A 17,351-nucleotide genomic window follows, 5' to 3' on the forward strand; every position below is an offset into this window, starting at 1 on the left:
GGATGGGGGTTTTCTTTTGCTAATTAGAATTGATAAACAATACCGACAGCAACGACATCATCACTATTCAGTTTTAATGTATTGTCGTCACTGAGTTGGTTAATTTTGTAATCAACATAAGTAGACATGTTTTTGTTAAAGTAATAAGTGGCCGCAACATCGATATATTTTACCAGATCTGCATCGCCGACCCCTTCAATATCCTTGGCTTTTGACTGGACATAACCCAGAGATGGTCGCAGACCAAAGTCAAATTGATACTGTGCAATGACTTCAAATGCCTGGTTTTTATTTGCAAAACCGCTGACGCTATTATTTATACCATTAATTGATGCAGTGCCAGAAATTGGCGTCATATTACGTGTTTCGGCATACATTGCAGCCAGATACACATTATTCGCGTCATATTTCACGCCGGTAGTCCAGGCTTCGGCATTGTCACCCTTGCCGTAAGCCTGATTTTTCTGGGCCAAAGTTCGGTTGGAGTTAGCGTAGCCAGCACCAACTGTCAGGCCAGTATCGCCAATGTCATAAGACAGTGAAGTACCGAAACCGTCACCGTTTTGTTTGCTGGTTGCACGGCCGTCATTCTCATTTTTCCCTTGATATTGCAGGGAAAGCTTCAGACCATCAACCAAGCCAAAGAAGGTGTTGTTGCGGTAGGTGGCAACACCGTTAGCACGGCCAGTCATAAAGTTATCGGTTTTGGTGTAAGAATCATCACCAAACTCTGGCATCATATCGGTATAGGAAGCGATGTTGTACAGCACACCGTAGTTACGACCATAGTCAAATGAACCAATATCACCTGCTTTTAAACCAGCAAATGCCAGACGAGTTTTGGTGGTATTAACATCACCTTCGGCTTTGTTAGCGGCAACTTGATATTCCCACTGCCCGAAACCGGTCAGTTGGTCGTTAATTTGTGTCTGGCCTTTAAACCCCAGACGGACATAAGACTGGTCGCCATCTACAGAGTTATTATCACTTAAATAGTGTTCTGCTTTTACTTTTCCGTAAAGGTCGAGTTTATTGCCATCTTTATTATAAATTTCTGCTGCTTGCGAAGAAGTTGATGACGCCAGAAAACCCAATACCATTAATGCCAGTGTGCTTTTCTTCATTTTCTCATCCCAATGATGTATACGCGCTAAAATTTAATCGGAAAATATCCCGTTAAAAAACGCAGAGAGTTTTATCGCCTTGAGATGAAAGTTTTATGACGTAGTGAGAGAAAGTTTAAATAAACGTAATAATTTATATTTGTCACAAAATTGTCAAAATTTGCCGTTACGGTTATCGATCGTTTACGCGAAGTTAGCCGTTTTCCGTGCCGGGGCAGTTGGCATTCATCGCGACTCCTGTTACAACGTCATTTGGCATTTTAAATTTCCAATTTCGCTAACACGGCAGAGAATCATGAGTGACAGCCAGACGCTGGTGGTAAAACTAGGCACGAGCGTATTAACCGGTGGCTCACGCCGCCTGAACCGGGCTCATATTGTTGAGCTAGTGCGTCAATGCGCACAACTTCATGCCTCCGGGCATCGTATCGTTATTGTGACGTCTGGGGCGATAGCCGCAGGACGTGAGCATTTAGGCTACCCCGAACTCCCCGCAACTATTGCGTCGAAACAGTTACTTGCCGCCGTAGGGCAAAGCAGGCTGATCCAACTCTGGGAACAGCTATTTTCTATTTATGGCATTCATGTTGGGCAGATGCTGCTCACACGGGCCGATATGGAAGATCGCGAACGTTTCCTGAATGCGCGCGATACCCTGCGAGCACTGCTGGACAACAATATCGTTCCTATAATCAATGAAAATGATGCTGTTGCGACGGCAGAAATTAAAGTTGGCGATAACGATAACCTTTCTGCGCTGGCCGCTATTCTTGCGGGTGCCGATAAGTTGCTCCTGCTGACCGATCAACAAGGGCTATTTACTGCTGATCCACGTAATAATCCAGCCGCCGAATTAATTAAAGAGGTCCATGGCATTGATGATGCGCTGCGCGCCATCGCCGGTGATAGTGTTTCCGGGCTTGGGACCGGTGGTATGGGCACGAAATTACAAGCGGCTGATGTTGCCTGCCGTGCCGGTATTGATGTTGTTATTGCTGCAGGGAGCAAACCTGGCGTTATTGGTGATGTAATGGCGGGAACACCTGTTGGCACGCGTTTCCATGCTCAGCAATCACCATTAGAAAATCGTAAGCGTTGGATCTTTGGCGCGCCACCTGCCGGCGAAATCACGGTTGATGATGGGGCACTGGCCGCGATTCTTGAGCGTGGTAGCTCTTTACTGCCGAAGGGTATCAAAAATGTGGCAGGCAACTTCTCCCGTGGAGAAGTTATTCGTATTCGTAGCCTCGAGGGTCGTGACATTGCTCATGGGGTTTGCCGTTATAACAGCGATGCATTACGCCGCATTGCGGGCCATCACTCTCAACAGATCGATGAAATCCTCGGCTATGAATATGGCCCAGTGGCGGTTCATCGTGACGATATGATTGTTAATTAAGGAGCTGGCAATGCTGGAACAAATGGGCAAAGCTGCGAAAGCGGCTTCTTATCAGATGGCTCTCCTCTCCAGTCGCGAAAAAAATCGGGCGCTGGAACGAATTGCAGATTATCTGGAAGCACAGGCCGAAGCTATTTTAATGGCCAATGAGCAGGACTTAGCTGAAGCAAAAACCAATGGTTTGAGTGAAGCGATGCTCGATCGTTTACAACTTACACCATCGCGCCTGAAAAGCATCGCCGATGATGTTCGCCAGGTTTGTAATCTGGCCGATCCTGTTGGACAGGTGATTGATGGAGGCTTACTCGATAGCGGCCTGCGTCTCGAACGTCGCCGCGTTCCATTAGGCGTAGTCGGGGTCATTTATGAGGCCCGCCCTAACGTAACGGTTGATGTAGCCTCACTGTGCCTAAAAACAGGTAATGCAGCGATTCTACGCGGTGGTAAAGAAACCTGGCGTACCAATGCCGCAACTGTAAAGGTTATTCAGCAAGCTCTGATGGAGTGCGGTTTACCTGCAGCGGCGGTTCAGGCGATTGAAAGCCCGGATCGTGAATTGGTGAACGAGTTGCTGCGTATGGATCGCTATGTAGACATGTTAATTCCACGCGGTGGTGCTGGCCTGCACAAACTTTGCCGCGAGCAATCCACTATTCCGGTGATAACGGGTGGTATCGGTGTTTGTCATATTTTTGTCGATGCAAGTGCTGAATTTACTCCTGCGCTGAACATTATCGTAAACGCTAAAACCCAACGCCCAAGCACCTGTAACACGGTGGAAACTTTGCTGGTGCATCAGGAAATTGCCGAAACTTTCCTGGTGGCTTTAAGTAAGCAAATGGCAGTATCTGGCGTTACGTTACATGCGGATGAAAAATCGTTGCTGCTTTTGCAAAAAGGCCCGGCTGAAGTGCTGCCAGTGAAAGCTGAAGATTACGACGATGAATGGTTGTCACTGCATCTGAATGTGAAAGTTGTTGCTGATATCGATGACGCTATCGATCACATTCGACAACATGGTACACAGCACTCAGATGCAGTTCTGACGCGCACATTAAGTCACGCGAATCGCTTTGTGAATGAAGTCGATTCTTCAGCGGTTTACGTGAATGCTTCAACGCGTTTCACCGACGGCGCTCAGTTTGGCTTAGGTGCTGAAGTGGCTGTAAGTACGCAGAAACTTCATGCCCGTGGTCCAATGGGGCTTGAAGCACTTACGACTTATAAATGGATCGGATTCGGCGACGATACTATCCGCGAATAATTGATATAAAGGTAATGCATATAAATCTGGAAATTATAAGATTATATGTGTTACCCATCATTTTCTTAAGTTAATCAATATCCCTACTATTCGCTCCTGTACTTCTGGATATTCTAACTATCAGCTATTTGCATGTTATCTATATTATGTATCATGCTAGCCTAATGTTAACCCTCTCCATTTAAATAATGCATTAATAAACATGAATTATTCATTTTTTATATGGGTTTGTTTTTTATTTTTGCATGTCATTAATATGTAACCAGTTATTGATCATAAGTGCTCGCCGTTTTTTATCATATTTGTCCTTTTTCATACTTAATTAATAAATTAATTGAACCATTAACAGCAGGGGCATAATAATCGTTCCGCTAACATCATTACATCTTTTAGTGATTACCGCTTATTGCATTGACTATTGATGGACCAACGAAAATTTAAATCCCTTAGGAGGGATGGCAAATGCATTCTTCGAAAAACAAGCTCATAATTTCTCAACTGGCATTAGCCTGCTCCATGGCTATCGCTACACAAGCAGTAGCAACCGATATCTCTAATACTCAGTTCGATACTTTTTATTACACTGCTAATGATGGTGTGATGTATCAGGGATATGCCGGATGGAATAACTATGGAACAGATAGCCTCTACAACGGCAATGTTTATCCTGTTATCAACAATGCCAAAGTTAATGGCATTATTTCGACGTACTACCTTGATAACGGCGATACAACAAATACTAATCCGAATTCCCTGACTATCAAAAATAGTAACATCCATGGCATGGTTACATCAGAATGTCTTTCTAAGGATTGCAACCGCGCTACTGATGGTTACATTTATGATCGACTTGCTCTGACTGTTGATAACTCAACGATTGATGATAATTTCGAACATTTCAGCTATTACACACAAAATGCTGATGGCACGATTAGTACCGCAAGTGTGAATACATTTGACTTGGGAACAGCAATTACTTTGAATCAAGAAGCTGATATTGCTATCAAAAATAACTCTCATGTCGCCGGTATTACCCTGATCCAAGGGCATGAGTGGGAAGATCATCTTGATGTGACTTATACTGATGGCTCAAATAGTGCTGAAGTATTCAATAATAACATTACTGTGACAGACTCAGTTCTTACTTCAGGTTCATGGAACGATCAAGGAACCACTGGCTTTTATGGTCGCACGGGTAAGGCAAGTGATTATGACAATTCAGCCACTATAAATGATGTAGCATTGCTAGTTACCGCGAGTTCCTCGGCTGATAATTCTATGCAAACGGTAGCCACTTTTGACCATTCAACGATCACTGGCGACGTAAAATTCAACAGCACATTCGATGAAAATTTTGGTGGCTATAGCAACACGAACGCTAACGGCACAATCACCCACGTTAATGCTTATGACATAAATGGTGACGGCACATTTGATTCTAACGGTTGGGATAATACCGACCGTCTGGATTTGACCCTGACTAATGGCAGCAAATGGGTTGGCGCAGCGGTTTCTAATGTACAAGCGACTTCCGAATTGTACGATATCACCGCAAATAGTATCTGGCCTGCTTCAACATACGGCATTGAAAATGCTGATAGCGCTTATAACGAAAGTGGCCATGTTGTAGGCAACGCTGTTTATCAAAGTGGTATTTTCAATGTCGCGCTAAATAATGGTTCCGAATGGGATACCCGTAAATCCTCCAATATTGATGCGTTGACAGTCAACAATCAATCTCAGGTCCATATTGAAGACTCGAAATTACTGGCTGATAGCATAACTCTGACTAATCGCTCTTCAATGAACATTGGTGATGGTGGCAATGTTGCGACAGATAGCCTGTACATTGATAGCTACAGTAAAGTCGCTTTAACTGAAGAGTTAGCTAATTTGTACGCTAACAAAATTACCATTGATAACCATGCAGAATTGGCTCTGGGTATAGGGCAGGTTGACACGGATAATATGGTAGCGACAGATGGTGGTGTTCTGAATGTTGCCAGCCGTAATTATGTACTGAATTCTGACCTCAACAATGCTCGTTATATTACTAACGATGCTAACCATGCAAATTATGACTACGGTGTCGTTGCATTGCACTCAGATGGTCATCTGGCTGTTAACGGTGATGTAGCGGGTAACTATAAAGTTCGTATCGATAATGCAACGGGTAAAGGCTCCGTTAAAGATTATAAAAACAACGAAGTCATTCGTGTTTATGATAACAATGCAAATACCAATGCACGATTTACTGCTGCAAACCGTGCTGACCTGGGTGCCTATACCTACGAAGCTCAACAGCAAGGTGACAGCGTCGTTCTGAAGCAGGATCGCTTGACTGATTACGCAAATATGGCGTTAAGCATTCCTTCTGCAAACACCAATATCTGGAATTTGGAACAAGACGCTCTGGCAACTCGCCTGGCAAATGGACGCCATACAGAAGGTGATACTGGTGGTGCATGGGTCACTTACATCGGCGGTGGCTTCTCTGGCGATAACGGTACCCTGAACTATGATCAAGACGTAAATGGCATCATGGTTGGTCTGGATAAGCAGATCGACGGCAACTCTGCTAAGTGGACCGTCGGTGCAGCAGCAGGTTTTGCAAAAGGTAGCATTAGCGACAACAGCGGTAATGTTGATCAAGACAGCCAATCTGCTCGCATCTACTCTTCAGCTCGTTTCCAGAACAATATTTTCCTGGATTCAACGTTGAGTTATAGCCATTACAGCAATGATCTGACTGCTCGCATGAGTAACGGATCTGCGGTTGATGGCGATATTTCTTCTGATGCCTGGGGCTTTGGTATGAAACTCGGCTATGACTGGCAGATTAATCAGCAAGGCTATCTGACTCCTTATGCTTCTATTTCTGGTTTGTTCCAGGATGGCGACAACTATCAACTTAGTAATAATATGAAAGTGGGTAGCCAGTCATATGACAGCATGCGTTATGAGTTGGGTATGGATGCGGGATACACCTTCGACTACGGTGATCAAGCTCTTACGCCTTACTTCAAACTGGCTTATGTCTATGATGATTCTAACGGCAATAGTGCTGATGTGAATGGTGATGATATTGACAATGGAGTGGAAGGTTCTGCGGTACGTGTAGGACTTGGTACTCAGTTCAGCTTCACCAAAAACTTCGCAGCTTATGCAGATACTAACTACCTCGGTGGTGGTGATGTTGATCAGGACTGGTCAGCAAATGTTGGTGTTAAGTACATCTGGTAATAATATAATGAGCGATATGGTTCAAGGGATAATATGAACCATATCTAATCTGAATAAATCAACAGTAATAAATGCCTGTCTCGAATAGAGACAGGCATTTTCTTGTGGCTCTTAAGATAAAGGAATATCGATTATGTATATGAAACCATTAACCCAGCTCGAAGCTATTCGCAGCAGGTTGGTGGACGCAGGCAAGAAATTGAATTTGCCAGCACACAGTGAATTAAATATGTTCAATGAAAATAATGAACAACTTATTTGGTTCTTTAGTGAGGGGGCGATTGTACTACACCGCGAAGTGGATGACCTTTTGATGGAGGTTATATCGGCACCAACATGTATTGGTCTGTCTAATATATTGCAACCCTCTCAGATTAAGTATCGATTAACTACTCAAACTGATTGTAAGGGATTTAATATTCCTACAAGCCTTGCTCTTGAAATTATTGAAAAAAATAAACTCTGGCAACCGGTTTGTCACTGGACGGCCTTCCTTCTACATAGCCTTGAGAACCGCGATGCTCGTTTCATTGGCGCAACAAAGTATTCTCAAATTCGAGCAACCTTGCTCATTATGGACTCATGGAGTCCTGAATTACGTGAGCGTACCGGTGTCATAACATTTGTACAAAAAAGAACTAAAATATCACGCTCAGTTATTGCGGAAATTTTATCTGCTCTACGCAAAGGTAACTATATTGAGATGGACAAAGGAAAGCTTAAATCAGTCAATCGCTTACCGACTAGCTATTAAAAAAGCAGGTCGGTTCACCGACCTGCTTCACCATCTAAGAGGCAGGGCTGGTCTGTGGGGTAAACCCACTTAATTCTGAAACTAAATCATTCACACCATTACTCATATTCACGAAACGAGTTAATGGCGAGCGAGTAACAACGACAAAAACGCCCACATTACTTTCCGGGACCATTGCCATATAAGTGATAAAACCACCGCCGCCACCGGTTTTCTGCACAATACCCGGCCTACCATTTTTAGGTGCCATATATACCCAGCCAAGCCCTAAAGCATCTGCTTTCCCCGGAACATCCATACCTATCACTTTAGTGAGCTGAGTACGTTGATAAATAAGCGTCTGCATTCTGTCAGCTTGGGTATTACGGCGATGGAAATCAGAGCTCAGGAATTGCTGCATCCAGCGCATCATGTCATCAGGTGTGGAATAAACACCGCCACTTCCAATTGCCGCGAGTGTGTTATCGCACGGGCTGGCCCCTTTTTCAGCCACCATCAGGCGTTTGCACTGGTCAGGTGAAGGAGTGAACGTGGTGTCCTTCATCCCTAGTGGTCGTGTGATTTGTTCTTCGAACAGGGAAGGGTAAGGTTTGCCTGCTGCACGAGAAAGCGCATCAGCAAGTAAGTCAAAAGCAAGGTTTGAATAAGCGGCGATAGTGCCAGGCGAACTCTTTAAACTCGCGGTGGCTAGCCAGTTCCAGCGCTGATCGCGTGTAGGCCAGGTAAACACCGTTCGGTGAGCTGCACCACCAGGTTGTTCACGGGGTAAAGCACTGGTATGCGTAGCCAGATTCACAAGAGTGATAGGGTTACCGTTGTAGGTCGGGACCCTGGCTCCAGGCGGGGCATATTTACTTAACGGATCATTGAGCTGAACTTTTCCCTGATCCAACATTTTCACCAACATCTCACTGGTCATCAGTTTGGTCAACGAGGCTATGCGGATGACAGAGTCAAGCTGCGGACGGATATTATTTCCGGGCCGTGTTTCACCAAAGCTTCTGAAAACGCGCTGATTACCATCAATCACTACCATTGCCATACCGGTAGCGCCACTACCGTAATAAATATGGTTGGCGTAACGGTCTGCAATTTCGGAAGCAAAAACAGGGTCGGGAGATGTTTGTGCAAAGCTTAAAATTGGCAGCGCAGCAATAACAAGCGCGGCAAGGCGCGGGAGACGAATTTTCAACGCAGGTAACCCATAAACGAAGAGAAGCGATATTGATCGTATTTATACTACTCTATGGCGCTGCGCAAACGCGGAAAATGAGGAATGTGATAAGAAAAAGCGTAACGCATCATTTCAATGGGTTTTTCGCTCAGTAATGCACCACTGCTTGTCGCTGTGGTGCATCTGAAACTAGTTAGTTTTTTGCACGTCTTTTTGCATTACATCGTCGGTTGTGCCGCCTTTCTCCAGCATTTTCTCATTTCCTTTATGTTCTTTACGCATTTCATGTCCGGGTTCGCAGCCTTTTTTATCTACATTACCTGGCGCACGGCAGTCATCAATAATATGACCAGGATTATTGAGTTGTTCTTTCTCAGCTTGCATACCTGAGGTACTGGTTGCTGGGTTTTCGGCAAATGCCCCCGCGCTAACGAACAGAAACATGCCGGACATTAAGCTTAATGTAAGTTTTTTCATATGGTTTGGTTCCTGAGATATGTAGGGAAATCCCAATAAGTATTGGTACAAATGTCACTATATGACAGGTGAAAAGATGAAAATTTATTCAGCAGAAGTGGCTAAGTGATAGGGAGATTACTGGTAGTAAAAAAACGAAATCAGACTTTTATTGACTGTTTTTTGAACTGAAAAGTGCGTATAACGCTTGATGCTGATGTAATTGTAGGAAATACGCAAAAAAACTGACAACTCCTATACATAGCTTGATCAGAAAATGCGTATCATCAGCGGAACATTGAATACTGTGCTGCAACTATTACTGCCCGATGGCGTCTTAGTTATGGCACCTCGCTGTACCGCTAATGATTTAACTCCTTATGCGATACACACCAATTACGCATAAAGAAGCAGAAAATGTCTAGTAAACCGTCATTCCGAAAAGATCTCCTTCACCCTCGCTATTGGCTGACCTGGTTTGGTCTGGCTATTTTGTGGCTTTGGGTGCAATTGCCATATTCCGTACTGCTTAAAATGGGCGACTTAATCGGTCGGACATCAATGCGTTTTCTTAAACGCCGGGTTTCTATTGCTCGCCAGAATCTCAAACTTTGTTTCCCACATTATAGCGACGCGCAAATCGAAGAACTCGTTAAGCAGAATTTCTCTTCGTTGGGGATGGGGTTGATTGAAACGGGAATGGCCTGGTTTTGGTCTGATGAGCGGGTTCGCAAATGGTTTGATGTCAGCGGCCTTGAGCACATCACCGCAGCTTGCGGAAAAGGAAAAGGCGTTCTGGCCATTGGCGTGCATTTCATGTCGCTGGAATTAGGTGGCCGTGTAATGGGGCTCTGCCGACCAATGATGGCGATGTATCGGCCACATAATAATAAAGCGATGGAGTATGTACAGACCCGTGGTCGCTCCCGTTCTAATAAAGCGATGCTCGATAGGCGCAACTTAAAAGGTATGGTGAAAGCACTTAAAGCCGGTGAAGCCGTGTGGTTTGCACCTGACCAGGATTACGGTCCTAAAGGCAGTTCATTTGCGCCATTCTTTGCCGTGCCGCAGGCCGCAACGACTAACGGGACTTACACTATTGCCCGTCTGGCGAAACCCGTGCTTCTTACGATTGTTCTGTACCGCAAATCTGATGGCTCCGGTTATCAACTGGTTATTGGGCCTGAAATGATTGATTACCCGCTCGATGATGAACAAGCAGCCGCGGCGTATATGAACCGTAAGATTGAGCATGAAATTATGCGTGCTCCGGAGCAGTATCTGTGGCTGCATCGCCGGTTCAAAACCCGGCCTGACGGCGAGCCCAAACTTTACACGGTTTAAAGCAAAACAAGGCTTATGCTACGCTCATGACTTCCTTGTTCATTGAGAGCTTAATTATGCCTGCCCAACGTGTGCTGATGGTGATCGATATGCAAAATGGGGTATTTGAAACCCCACGTTTTAACCGTGAAACTTGCGCGACTCGTATTAACCAACTGATCGATGCCGCAGAAATAGTTATTTTCATCCAGCATACAGAACCTGGTTTTGAACAGGGGAGCGCGGCGTTTGGTTTGTTACCTGAGCTAATACAGCCAACTAATGCGCTGTATGTGACCAAAACAGCCTGTGACGCTTTTTATCGCACGGAACTTGATGAGCTGCTTCAACGCCACAAGATAAACGAATTTGTGGTGTGCGGTTGTGCCACGGATTATTGCGTGGACGCTACTATTAAAAATGGAGCCAGTCGCGGCTATGCCATGACTGTTGCCCTTGATGCCCATACCACAGCAAATCGTCCGGCGGCGCTTGCTGAAGTGTTGATCGAGCATTACAACGATGTCTGGCGTAACTTTACGATTCCTGGAAATACCCTGCGGGTAAAATCTACCGCAGAAATCCTTGAGCAATGGTAAAGCGGCACTCAGCCTTACATCTCTTGATACAACATTTAGTGAGCCTTATTTTTCCGGGGAAGTTATACCTGTCATCCTTCAATATGCAGGGTCGTTGGCTGTTCTCGATCCCCGAATAATCACTTACTTGAGTAAGCTCATCGGGACTCACTCGATTGCCGCCCACCTCCATTTTGACGTCGCTTGGGTATACAACAATAAGAGTGTGTTTTCAGGAGTGTTGTAATGTTTAAATCGTTTTTCCCACGCCCGACAGCTTTTTTCCTGTCGGCTTTTATCTGGGCAATGATCGCAGTTGTTTTCTGGCAGGCTGGTGGAGGCAACTGGCTTGAGCATATCACCGGCGCAAGTGGCGAAGTGCCAATCAGTGCGGCTCGTTTCTGGTCGATGGGCTATCTGGTGTTTTACGCCTATTACGCTCTTTGCGTGGGTATGTTTGCACTATTCTGGTTTATCTACAGCCCGCACCGTTGGCAGTATTGGTCTATTCTCGGCTCCTCGCTGATTATTTTCGTTACCTGGTTCCTGGTGGAAGTGGGGGTAGCGGTGAATGCGTGGTATGCCCCATTCTACGATTTAATCCAGACTGCGCTTAGTGCCCCCCATAAAGTGACCATTGAGCAGTTCTACCATGAGGTTGGCGTATTTCTCGGTATTGCACTGATTGCGGTGATTGTTGGCGTGATGAATAACTTTTTCGTCAGCCACTATGTCTTCCGCTGGCGTACCGCGATGAATGAATACTACATGGATAACTGGCAGATGCTGCGCCATATCGAAGGTGCCGCACAGCGTGTGCAGGAAGATACCATGCGCTTTGCCTCCACTCTCGAAGATATGGGCGTCAGCTTTATTAACGCAATTATGACGTTAATTGCCTTCTTGCCCGTGTTGGTCACTCTTTCAGCTCACGTTCCAGATTTACCGATTGTTGGGCATATTCCTTACGGCCTGGTCATTGCTGCCATTATCTGGTCGCTTCTGGGAACAGGGTTGCTGGCTGTGGTCGGTATTAAATTGCCAGGGCTTGAGTTCAAAAATCAGCGTGTTGAAGCGGCTTATCGTAAAGAGCTGGTCTATGGCGAGGACGATCCATCTCGTGCTTCTCCACCAACAGTAAAAGAGCTGTTTGATGGCGTACGCAGAAACTATTTCCGCCTCTATTTCCACTACATGTACTTCAACATTGCCCGTATTCTCTACTTGCAGGTTGATAATGTGTTTGGTCTGTTCTTGCTGTTCCCATCGATTGTAGCTGGGACTATTACGCTTGGACTGATGACGCAAATCACCAACGTGTTTGGTCAGGTTCGTGGGTCATTCCAGTATTTGATTAGCTCGTGGACCACACTTGTTGAACTGATGTCTATCTATAAACGTCTGCGCAGCTTTGAGCGCACGTTACAGGATATTCCGGTAGAAGCGGCAGGTGAATCGGTCTAGAAAGAGAGATCTGGCGGGTATTCCCGCCAGATTGATTTAATGCCCAGCTGATGGAGCACCGGGTGCGCCCGAGCGTACAAACGGTGGACGTGCAAACCAAATAACCACAATCAGTGCCATAAAACCCCAACCTAAAATCCAGAAGTAGTCGATGGTCGACATCATGTAGGCCTGCTGCTCGATAGTCTTATCTACAAACGCCAGATGCTGCTGCGTTGCGCCCCCCATCTTATCCAGATAATCAACCGCTGAAGGATTATAAATCGACACGCTCTCGGTCAGATTTGCGTGATGGAACACTTCACGGCGTGACCAAATCCACGTAGTGAGTGATGACGCAAAAGAACCACCCAGCACACGGAAGAACGTAGCCAGACCGGAACCTTCGGCCACCTCTGCACCGTTAAGGTTTGATAGCACTATGGTTGTTATTGGCATAAAGAAGAATGCCACACCGATCCCCATAAACAGCTGCACTTCGGCGATGGTACGGAAATCTACATCGGTATTGAATTGCGCACGGATAAGGCACGAAGCCCCCATGGTCAGGAATGACAGCGAGGCCAGGATACGCAAATCAAACTTACTGGCGTAGCGCCCGATAATCGGCGTCATCATTAGCGGTAACACACCCATTGGCGCTGCAGCAAGACCCGCCCAGATTGCCGTATAACCCATCTGCGTTTGCAGCCACTGGGGCAAAATGATGTTGATGGCGAAGAACGCGGCATAACCGAGCGTCAGCGAAACCGTGCCAATGGCAAAGTTACGATCCTTGAACAAGCGCAGGTTAACAATAGGATGGCGCTCGCCCAATTCCCAAATAACAAACGACACCAACGAGATAGCTGAGATCGTTGACATAATAATAATGTGCGGTGAGGCGAACCAGTCGAGATCGTTTCCCTTATCCAGAACGACCTGCAATAGCCCAACACCGAGGACGAGCAGAGCGATACCGATATAGTCGATAGGCGAATGGGTCGTGGTTTCTTCACGACTTCGCAGTTGTGTCCAGACAACAATGGAAGCAAAAATCCCGATTGGCACATTGATATAGAAAATCCACGGCCACGAGTAATTATCGGTTATCCAGCCGCCGGTAATCGGGCCGACGATTGGCGCAACCACCGTTACCATCGACAACAGAGCAAGCGCCATGCTGCGTTTGCTCGAAGGGAAGATAACCAAAAGTAGTGTCTGACACATCGGGAACATTGGGCCTGCGAAAAAACCTTGCAGGGCGCGGAAGATGATCAACTCAGTCATGCTGTGGGCAAAGCCGCACAGAAAAGAGGTGAGGGTAAACATCACCACTGAACCGATAAATAGCTTTAACTGTCCGAAACGCCGGGTGAACCAGCCAGTCAGGGGCAGGGCAATGGCGTTACACACCGCAAACGAGGTGATAACCCAGGTCCCCTGATCGGCACTTACACCAAGGTTCCCTGCAATGGTCGGCAGCGCAACGTTTGCAATGGTGGAGTCCAGCACTTGCATAAAGGTTGCCAGCGATAGTGCGAGCACCGCCAGCCACATGTTGGGAGGCGTAAATGCGGCTTTATCTTGCATAACGTCTCTCTTAACGGGCGCTTGCGGCTACCGCATTGCTGTTGTCATGAAGGATTTTTGCCACAAGTTTATCTGCTGCCTCCAGCGAGTCTTTATAGACATCGGTGGTAAAGCGAGGCGTGCTAACGGTTTGTTGTGGCAGCAGATGGCCATCTTCATTGTTGCGAATATCTACACGGGCATTCATTGATAAGCCAACGCGTAACGGGTGCTTCTGCATATCGTGTGGGTCAAGTGTGATGCGCACTGGTAAACGCTGAACGATTTTGATCCAGTTACCGCTGGCGTTCTGGGCAGGCAATAGCGAGAACGCGCTGCCGGTGCCGATTCCCAGACTTTCAATAGTGCCGTGGTACTCAACATCATCGCCGTAGAGGTCGGCGTTAAGCGTCACTTTTTGCCCAAGACGCATTGTGCTCATCTGGCTTTCTTTAAAGTTGGCATCAACCCAAACTTCATTCAGTGGCACGATAGCAAGTAATGTAGTACCGGATGTCACTCTCATCCCTAACTGCACCGCGCGTTTAGCAACATAGCCACTGACAGGGGCAACAATGGTGGTACGTGCATTATCAAGATAGCGCTGGCGTAGTGTCGCCACTGCGGTTTTGATTTCTGGATGGCTATCAATCACAGTGTCGTCAACCATCGCAAGGTTGGTGCGTAATGCTTGTTGTGCGGCAGCCAAATCACTTTGCGCACTAGAAACTGCATCGCGATAATGCGAGAGATCTTCAGCCGCAATTGCACCGGTTGAGAAAATTTTCTGGCGGCGCGCATAGTCATTTTGTGCAGTTTGCAGGGCAACCTGTTTTGCTGCGACCTGAGCACGGTAGTTATCAGCCGTGCTGTACAGACCGCGAACCTGGCGCACGGTATTGGCAAGGTTTGCTTCTGCTTGTTGAAGTGCAATTTTAGTATCGCTTGGGTCAAGCAACACGAGTGGCTGGCCTTTCTCGACAAAGTCTCCTTCGTCAGCAGTAACTTGAGTGACTGTGCCACCAATCTGTGGCGTTAACGCCACCTGGTTGCCATTTACATAGGCGTCATCGGTAGACTCGTAATAACGAGCATATAAGAGATACCATGCCAGACAGCCCGCGGCTGCCAAGACGATAATCAGGATAAGAATAATAAAGTTACGTTTGCGTTTACTGGAGCGCTGAACGTGTTCTTCTGGAGTGGTTTCCATCTTTTGGCCTTTATTCGGTGTTATCGGTGCGGCGCTGTAATGTCATCGGGCAGCATCTTGGTAATTAACGTCACCAGCTGTTGGGATTCATCCTGCGTCAGGCGTGCGGTAAGGTCGCTGATGATTGAGGCGAGTGCTTCGTTTTGAAAACGGTCGCAAATCATCTGGCCTTTATCTGTAAGAGCCAGAATGACCTGGCGCTTATCGTGTGGATTTGGGGAGCGAATGATCAGTTCGCGTTTGACCATACGTTCAACCATACGGCTCATTGCGCCAGCATCCATCACCAGATTTTTGCTGATTTCGACCGGGCTTGTGACACCTTTATAAATATTAATCAGCACCTTAAATTGTGCAGCGGTAATATCCATACCAGAGAAATATTGGCTGATAAGCTGGTCTTTGAACTGGTTCGCAAGGTGGATAAGCAAACCGAGATGGAATTTGTTGTCGATAATACCCGGATTGTTCTTCATGATATTTGCCTGGTCAGTAATTACATCTGAAATTACTGACCAGGCAGCCAAGTGTCAAGTTTATGTCAAGAAGATCGCACTTTATGTCAGCGAGCCGATGGTCCCGGCATTTATCAGTCAATCTCTGATAAACGGCAGATTGCAGAACTGCTATTGTTTCATCCTGCCTTAGATAACAATTACAACGGAACGTTATGACCATAGTCACTTTAAGCAGACAGCATGGGCTTTTTGCACTCAGCCTCGGTGCTATTTTTGTCCTGGCAGGGTGTGCGACTAAAAGCACGCCCTCTGTTTCGGAAACCCAAAAACCTGTTGATGTTGAAAGTGTAGTGAAGCAAAAAATCCCTGCCAGCGTGAAAGACCGCAACAGTTGGGCGAAAGATTTAGCGGTCACATTCAAGAGTCAGAATATTGCACCTGACGAAAATAATATTTGCTCGGTACTGGCAGTGGCACAGCAGGAGTCCAATTTGGTTGCTGACCCTGCGGTGCCGAATCTGAGCAAAATCGCCTGGAAGGAGATCGACCGCCGCGCTGAAAAAATGCATATCCCCGTTTTTCTGGTCCACACCGCATTATTAATTAAATCGCCTAATGGGAAAAGCTACAGCGAGCGCCTGGATAATGTGAAAACCGAAGGGCAATTAAGTGCGATATTTGATGATTTTATCGACATGGTACCTATGGGGCAGAAGCTTTTCGGTAATCTGAATCCGGTACATACTGGCGGGCCAATGCAAGTCAGCATCGCTTTTGCTGAGCAGCACACTTCAGGTTACCCGTGGAATATGGAAGGTACAGTGCGTCAGGAAGTGTTCACTCGGCGTGGTGGATTATGGTTCGGTACCTATCATTTGCTGAATTACCCGGCGAATTATACTCAACCTCTATACCGTTTTGCCGACTTCAACGCGGGATGGTACGCCAGTCGCAATGCGGCATTTCAGAGTGCAGTCAGTAAGGCTACCGGTATGAAACTGGCGCTGGATGGCGATTTAATTCTCTACAACACCGATAAAGCGGGTAGCACTGAGTTGGCAGTAAGGAAACTGGCGGGCAAACTCGATATGAGTGAAAGCCAGATTCATCGTGCGCTGGAGAAAGGTGACAGTATCGATTTTGAGAAAACGGACTTGTATCAGCAGGTGTATACAATAGCAGAGAAAAAAGCGGGCAAGAAATTGCCGCGTGAAATGTTGCCGGGTATTACACTTGAGAGTCCAAAGATTACTCGTAATTTGACGACAGCATGGTTTGCAAAGCGGGTTGATGAGCGGCGTGCTGCGTGTATGAAATTGTAAGTCAGACTGTCTACGCGGGTGATACTTT

14 protein-coding genes are annotated in these 17,351 nt (G+C 46.3%); 8 read left to right on the forward strand and 6 right to left on the reverse strand.

Features of this window, described 5'->3' with window-relative positions; translation table 11 throughout:
* Positions 1 to 23: 23 nt before the first annotated feature.
* The gene (ompC, locus tag M979_RS00200; protein WP_064552978.1) at positions 24 to 1,124 is read right to left on the reverse strand and encodes a porin OmpC; all 1,101 of its coding nucleotides are present in this window, start codon (positions 1,122 to 1,124) and stop codon (positions 24 to 26) included.
* A gap of 295 nt (positions 1,125 to 1,419) precedes the next feature.
* Here ompC and proB point away from each other — a divergent pair, with 295 nt between their 5' ends.
* The 4 genes from proB (at position 1,420) to M979_RS00220 (ending at position 7,784) form a co-directional block, all read left to right on the forward strand.
* The gene (gene proB, locus M979_RS00205) at positions 1,420 to 2,523 is read left to right on the forward strand and encodes a glutamate 5-kinase (protein WP_034457847.1); all 1,104 of its coding nucleotides are present in this window, start codon (positions 1,420 to 1,422) and stop codon (positions 2,521 to 2,523) included.
* Positions 2,524 to 2,533: 10 nt separating this feature from the next.
* Positions 2,534 to 3,787 (forward strand): glutamate-5-semialdehyde dehydrogenase, encoded by a 1,254-nt coding sequence (gene proA, locus M979_RS00210; RefSeq protein ID WP_064552980.1) that lies wholly within the window; start codon positions 2,534 to 2,536, stop codon positions 3,785 to 3,787.
* A gap of 462 nt (positions 3,788 to 4,249) precedes the next feature.
* The gene (locus M979_RS00215; protein WP_064552982.1) at positions 4,250 to 7,030 is read left to right on the forward strand and encodes an autotransporter outer membrane beta-barrel domain-containing protein; all 2,781 of its coding nucleotides are present in this window, start codon (positions 4,250 to 4,252) and stop codon (positions 7,028 to 7,030) included.
* A gap of 133 nt (positions 7,031 to 7,163) precedes the next feature.
* On the forward strand, positions 7,164 to 7,784 hold the full coding sequence (locus M979_RS00220; protein ID WP_064552984.1) for a helix-turn-helix domain-containing protein: 621 nt from the start codon (positions 7,164 to 7,166) through the stop codon (positions 7,782 to 7,784).
* Between the two features lie 34 nt (positions 7,785 to 7,818).
* On the opposite strand, the gene ampH is transcribed toward M979_RS00220, so the two are convergent.
* Positions 7,819 to 8,970 (reverse strand): D-alanyl-D-alanine-carboxypeptidase/endopeptidase AmpH, encoded by a 1,152-nt coding sequence (gene ampH / locus M979_RS00225; RefSeq protein ID WP_064553169.1) that lies wholly within the window; start codon positions 8,968 to 8,970, stop codon positions 7,819 to 7,821.
* Between the two features lie 177 nt (positions 8,971 to 9,147).
* Positions 9,148 to 9,435: a hypothetical protein gene (locus M979_RS00230; RefSeq protein ID WP_064552987.1), complete on the reverse strand. Its 288-nt coding sequence runs from the start codon at positions 9,433 to 9,435 to the stop codon at positions 9,148 to 9,150.
* 396 nt (positions 9,436 to 9,831) lie between these two features.
* Between M979_RS00230 and lpxP the strand changes: the two genes are divergently transcribed.
* The 3 genes from lpxP (at position 9,832) to sbmA (ending at position 12,779) form a co-directional block, all read left to right on the forward strand.
* Positions 9,832 to 10,758, forward strand: a complete 927-nt coding sequence (lpxP, locus tag M979_RS00235; RefSeq protein ID WP_064552989.1) for a kdo(2)-lipid IV(A) palmitoleoyltransferase — start codon at positions 9,832 to 9,834, stop codon at positions 10,756 to 10,758.
* Positions 10,759 to 10,814: 56 nt separating this feature from the next.
* Entirely contained in the window at positions 10,815 to 11,336 is a 522-nt protein-coding gene (locus tag M979_RS00240; RefSeq protein WP_034459973.1) for an isochorismatase family protein, read from the forward strand.
* 225 nt (positions 11,337 to 11,561) lie between these two features.
* Positions 11,562 to 12,779: a peptide antibiotic transporter SbmA gene (gene sbmA, locus M979_RS00245; RefSeq protein ID WP_034457863.1), complete on the forward strand. Its 1,218-nt coding sequence runs from the start codon at positions 11,562 to 11,564 to the stop codon at positions 12,777 to 12,779.
* A 36-nt stretch (positions 12,780 to 12,815) separates the two neighbouring features.
* Here the strand turns inward: sbmA and M979_RS00250 are convergent, their stop codons facing one another.
* Genes M979_RS00250 through M979_RS00260 form a run of 3 tightly spaced genes read right to left on the reverse strand, consistent with a single transcriptional unit; the run spans position 12,816 to position 16,019 of the window.
* Complete coding sequence (locus M979_RS00250) at positions 12,816 to 14,351, reverse strand: DHA2 family efflux MFS transporter permease subunit (RefSeq protein WP_064552991.1); 1,536 nt, start codon at positions 14,349 to 14,351, stop codon at positions 12,816 to 12,818.
* Between the two features lie 10 nt (positions 14,352 to 14,361).
* Positions 14,362 to 15,543 carry an HlyD/EmrA/EmrK family protein gene (locus M979_RS00255; protein ID WP_064552992.1) on the reverse strand — a complete coding sequence of 394 codons (1,182 nt, stop codon included), beginning with the start codon at positions 15,541 to 15,543 and terminating at the stop codon, positions 14,362 to 14,364.
* 20 nt (positions 15,544 to 15,563) lie between these two features.
* A complete protein-coding gene (locus M979_RS00260; RefSeq protein ID WP_064552994.1) occupies positions 15,564 to 16,019 on the reverse strand; it encodes a MarR family transcriptional regulator in 456 nt (151 codons plus the stop codon).
* Positions 16,020 to 16,213: 194 nt separating this feature from the next.
* Here M979_RS00260 and M979_RS00265 point away from each other — a divergent pair, with 194 nt between their 5' ends.
* Positions 16,214 to 17,323, forward strand: coding sequence for a DUF1615 domain-containing protein (locus M979_RS00265; protein ID WP_064552996.1), 1,110 nt, complete (start codon positions 16,214 to 16,216; stop codon positions 17,321 to 17,323).
* The last annotated feature ends 28 nt before the right edge of the window (positions 17,324 to 17,351 follow it).

It is taken from the genome of Buttiauxella noackiae ATCC 51607, from assembly GCF_001654865.1.
GTDB classification, from domain to species: domain Bacteria; phylum Pseudomonadota; class Gammaproteobacteria; order Enterobacterales; family Enterobacteriaceae; genus Buttiauxella; species Buttiauxella noackiae.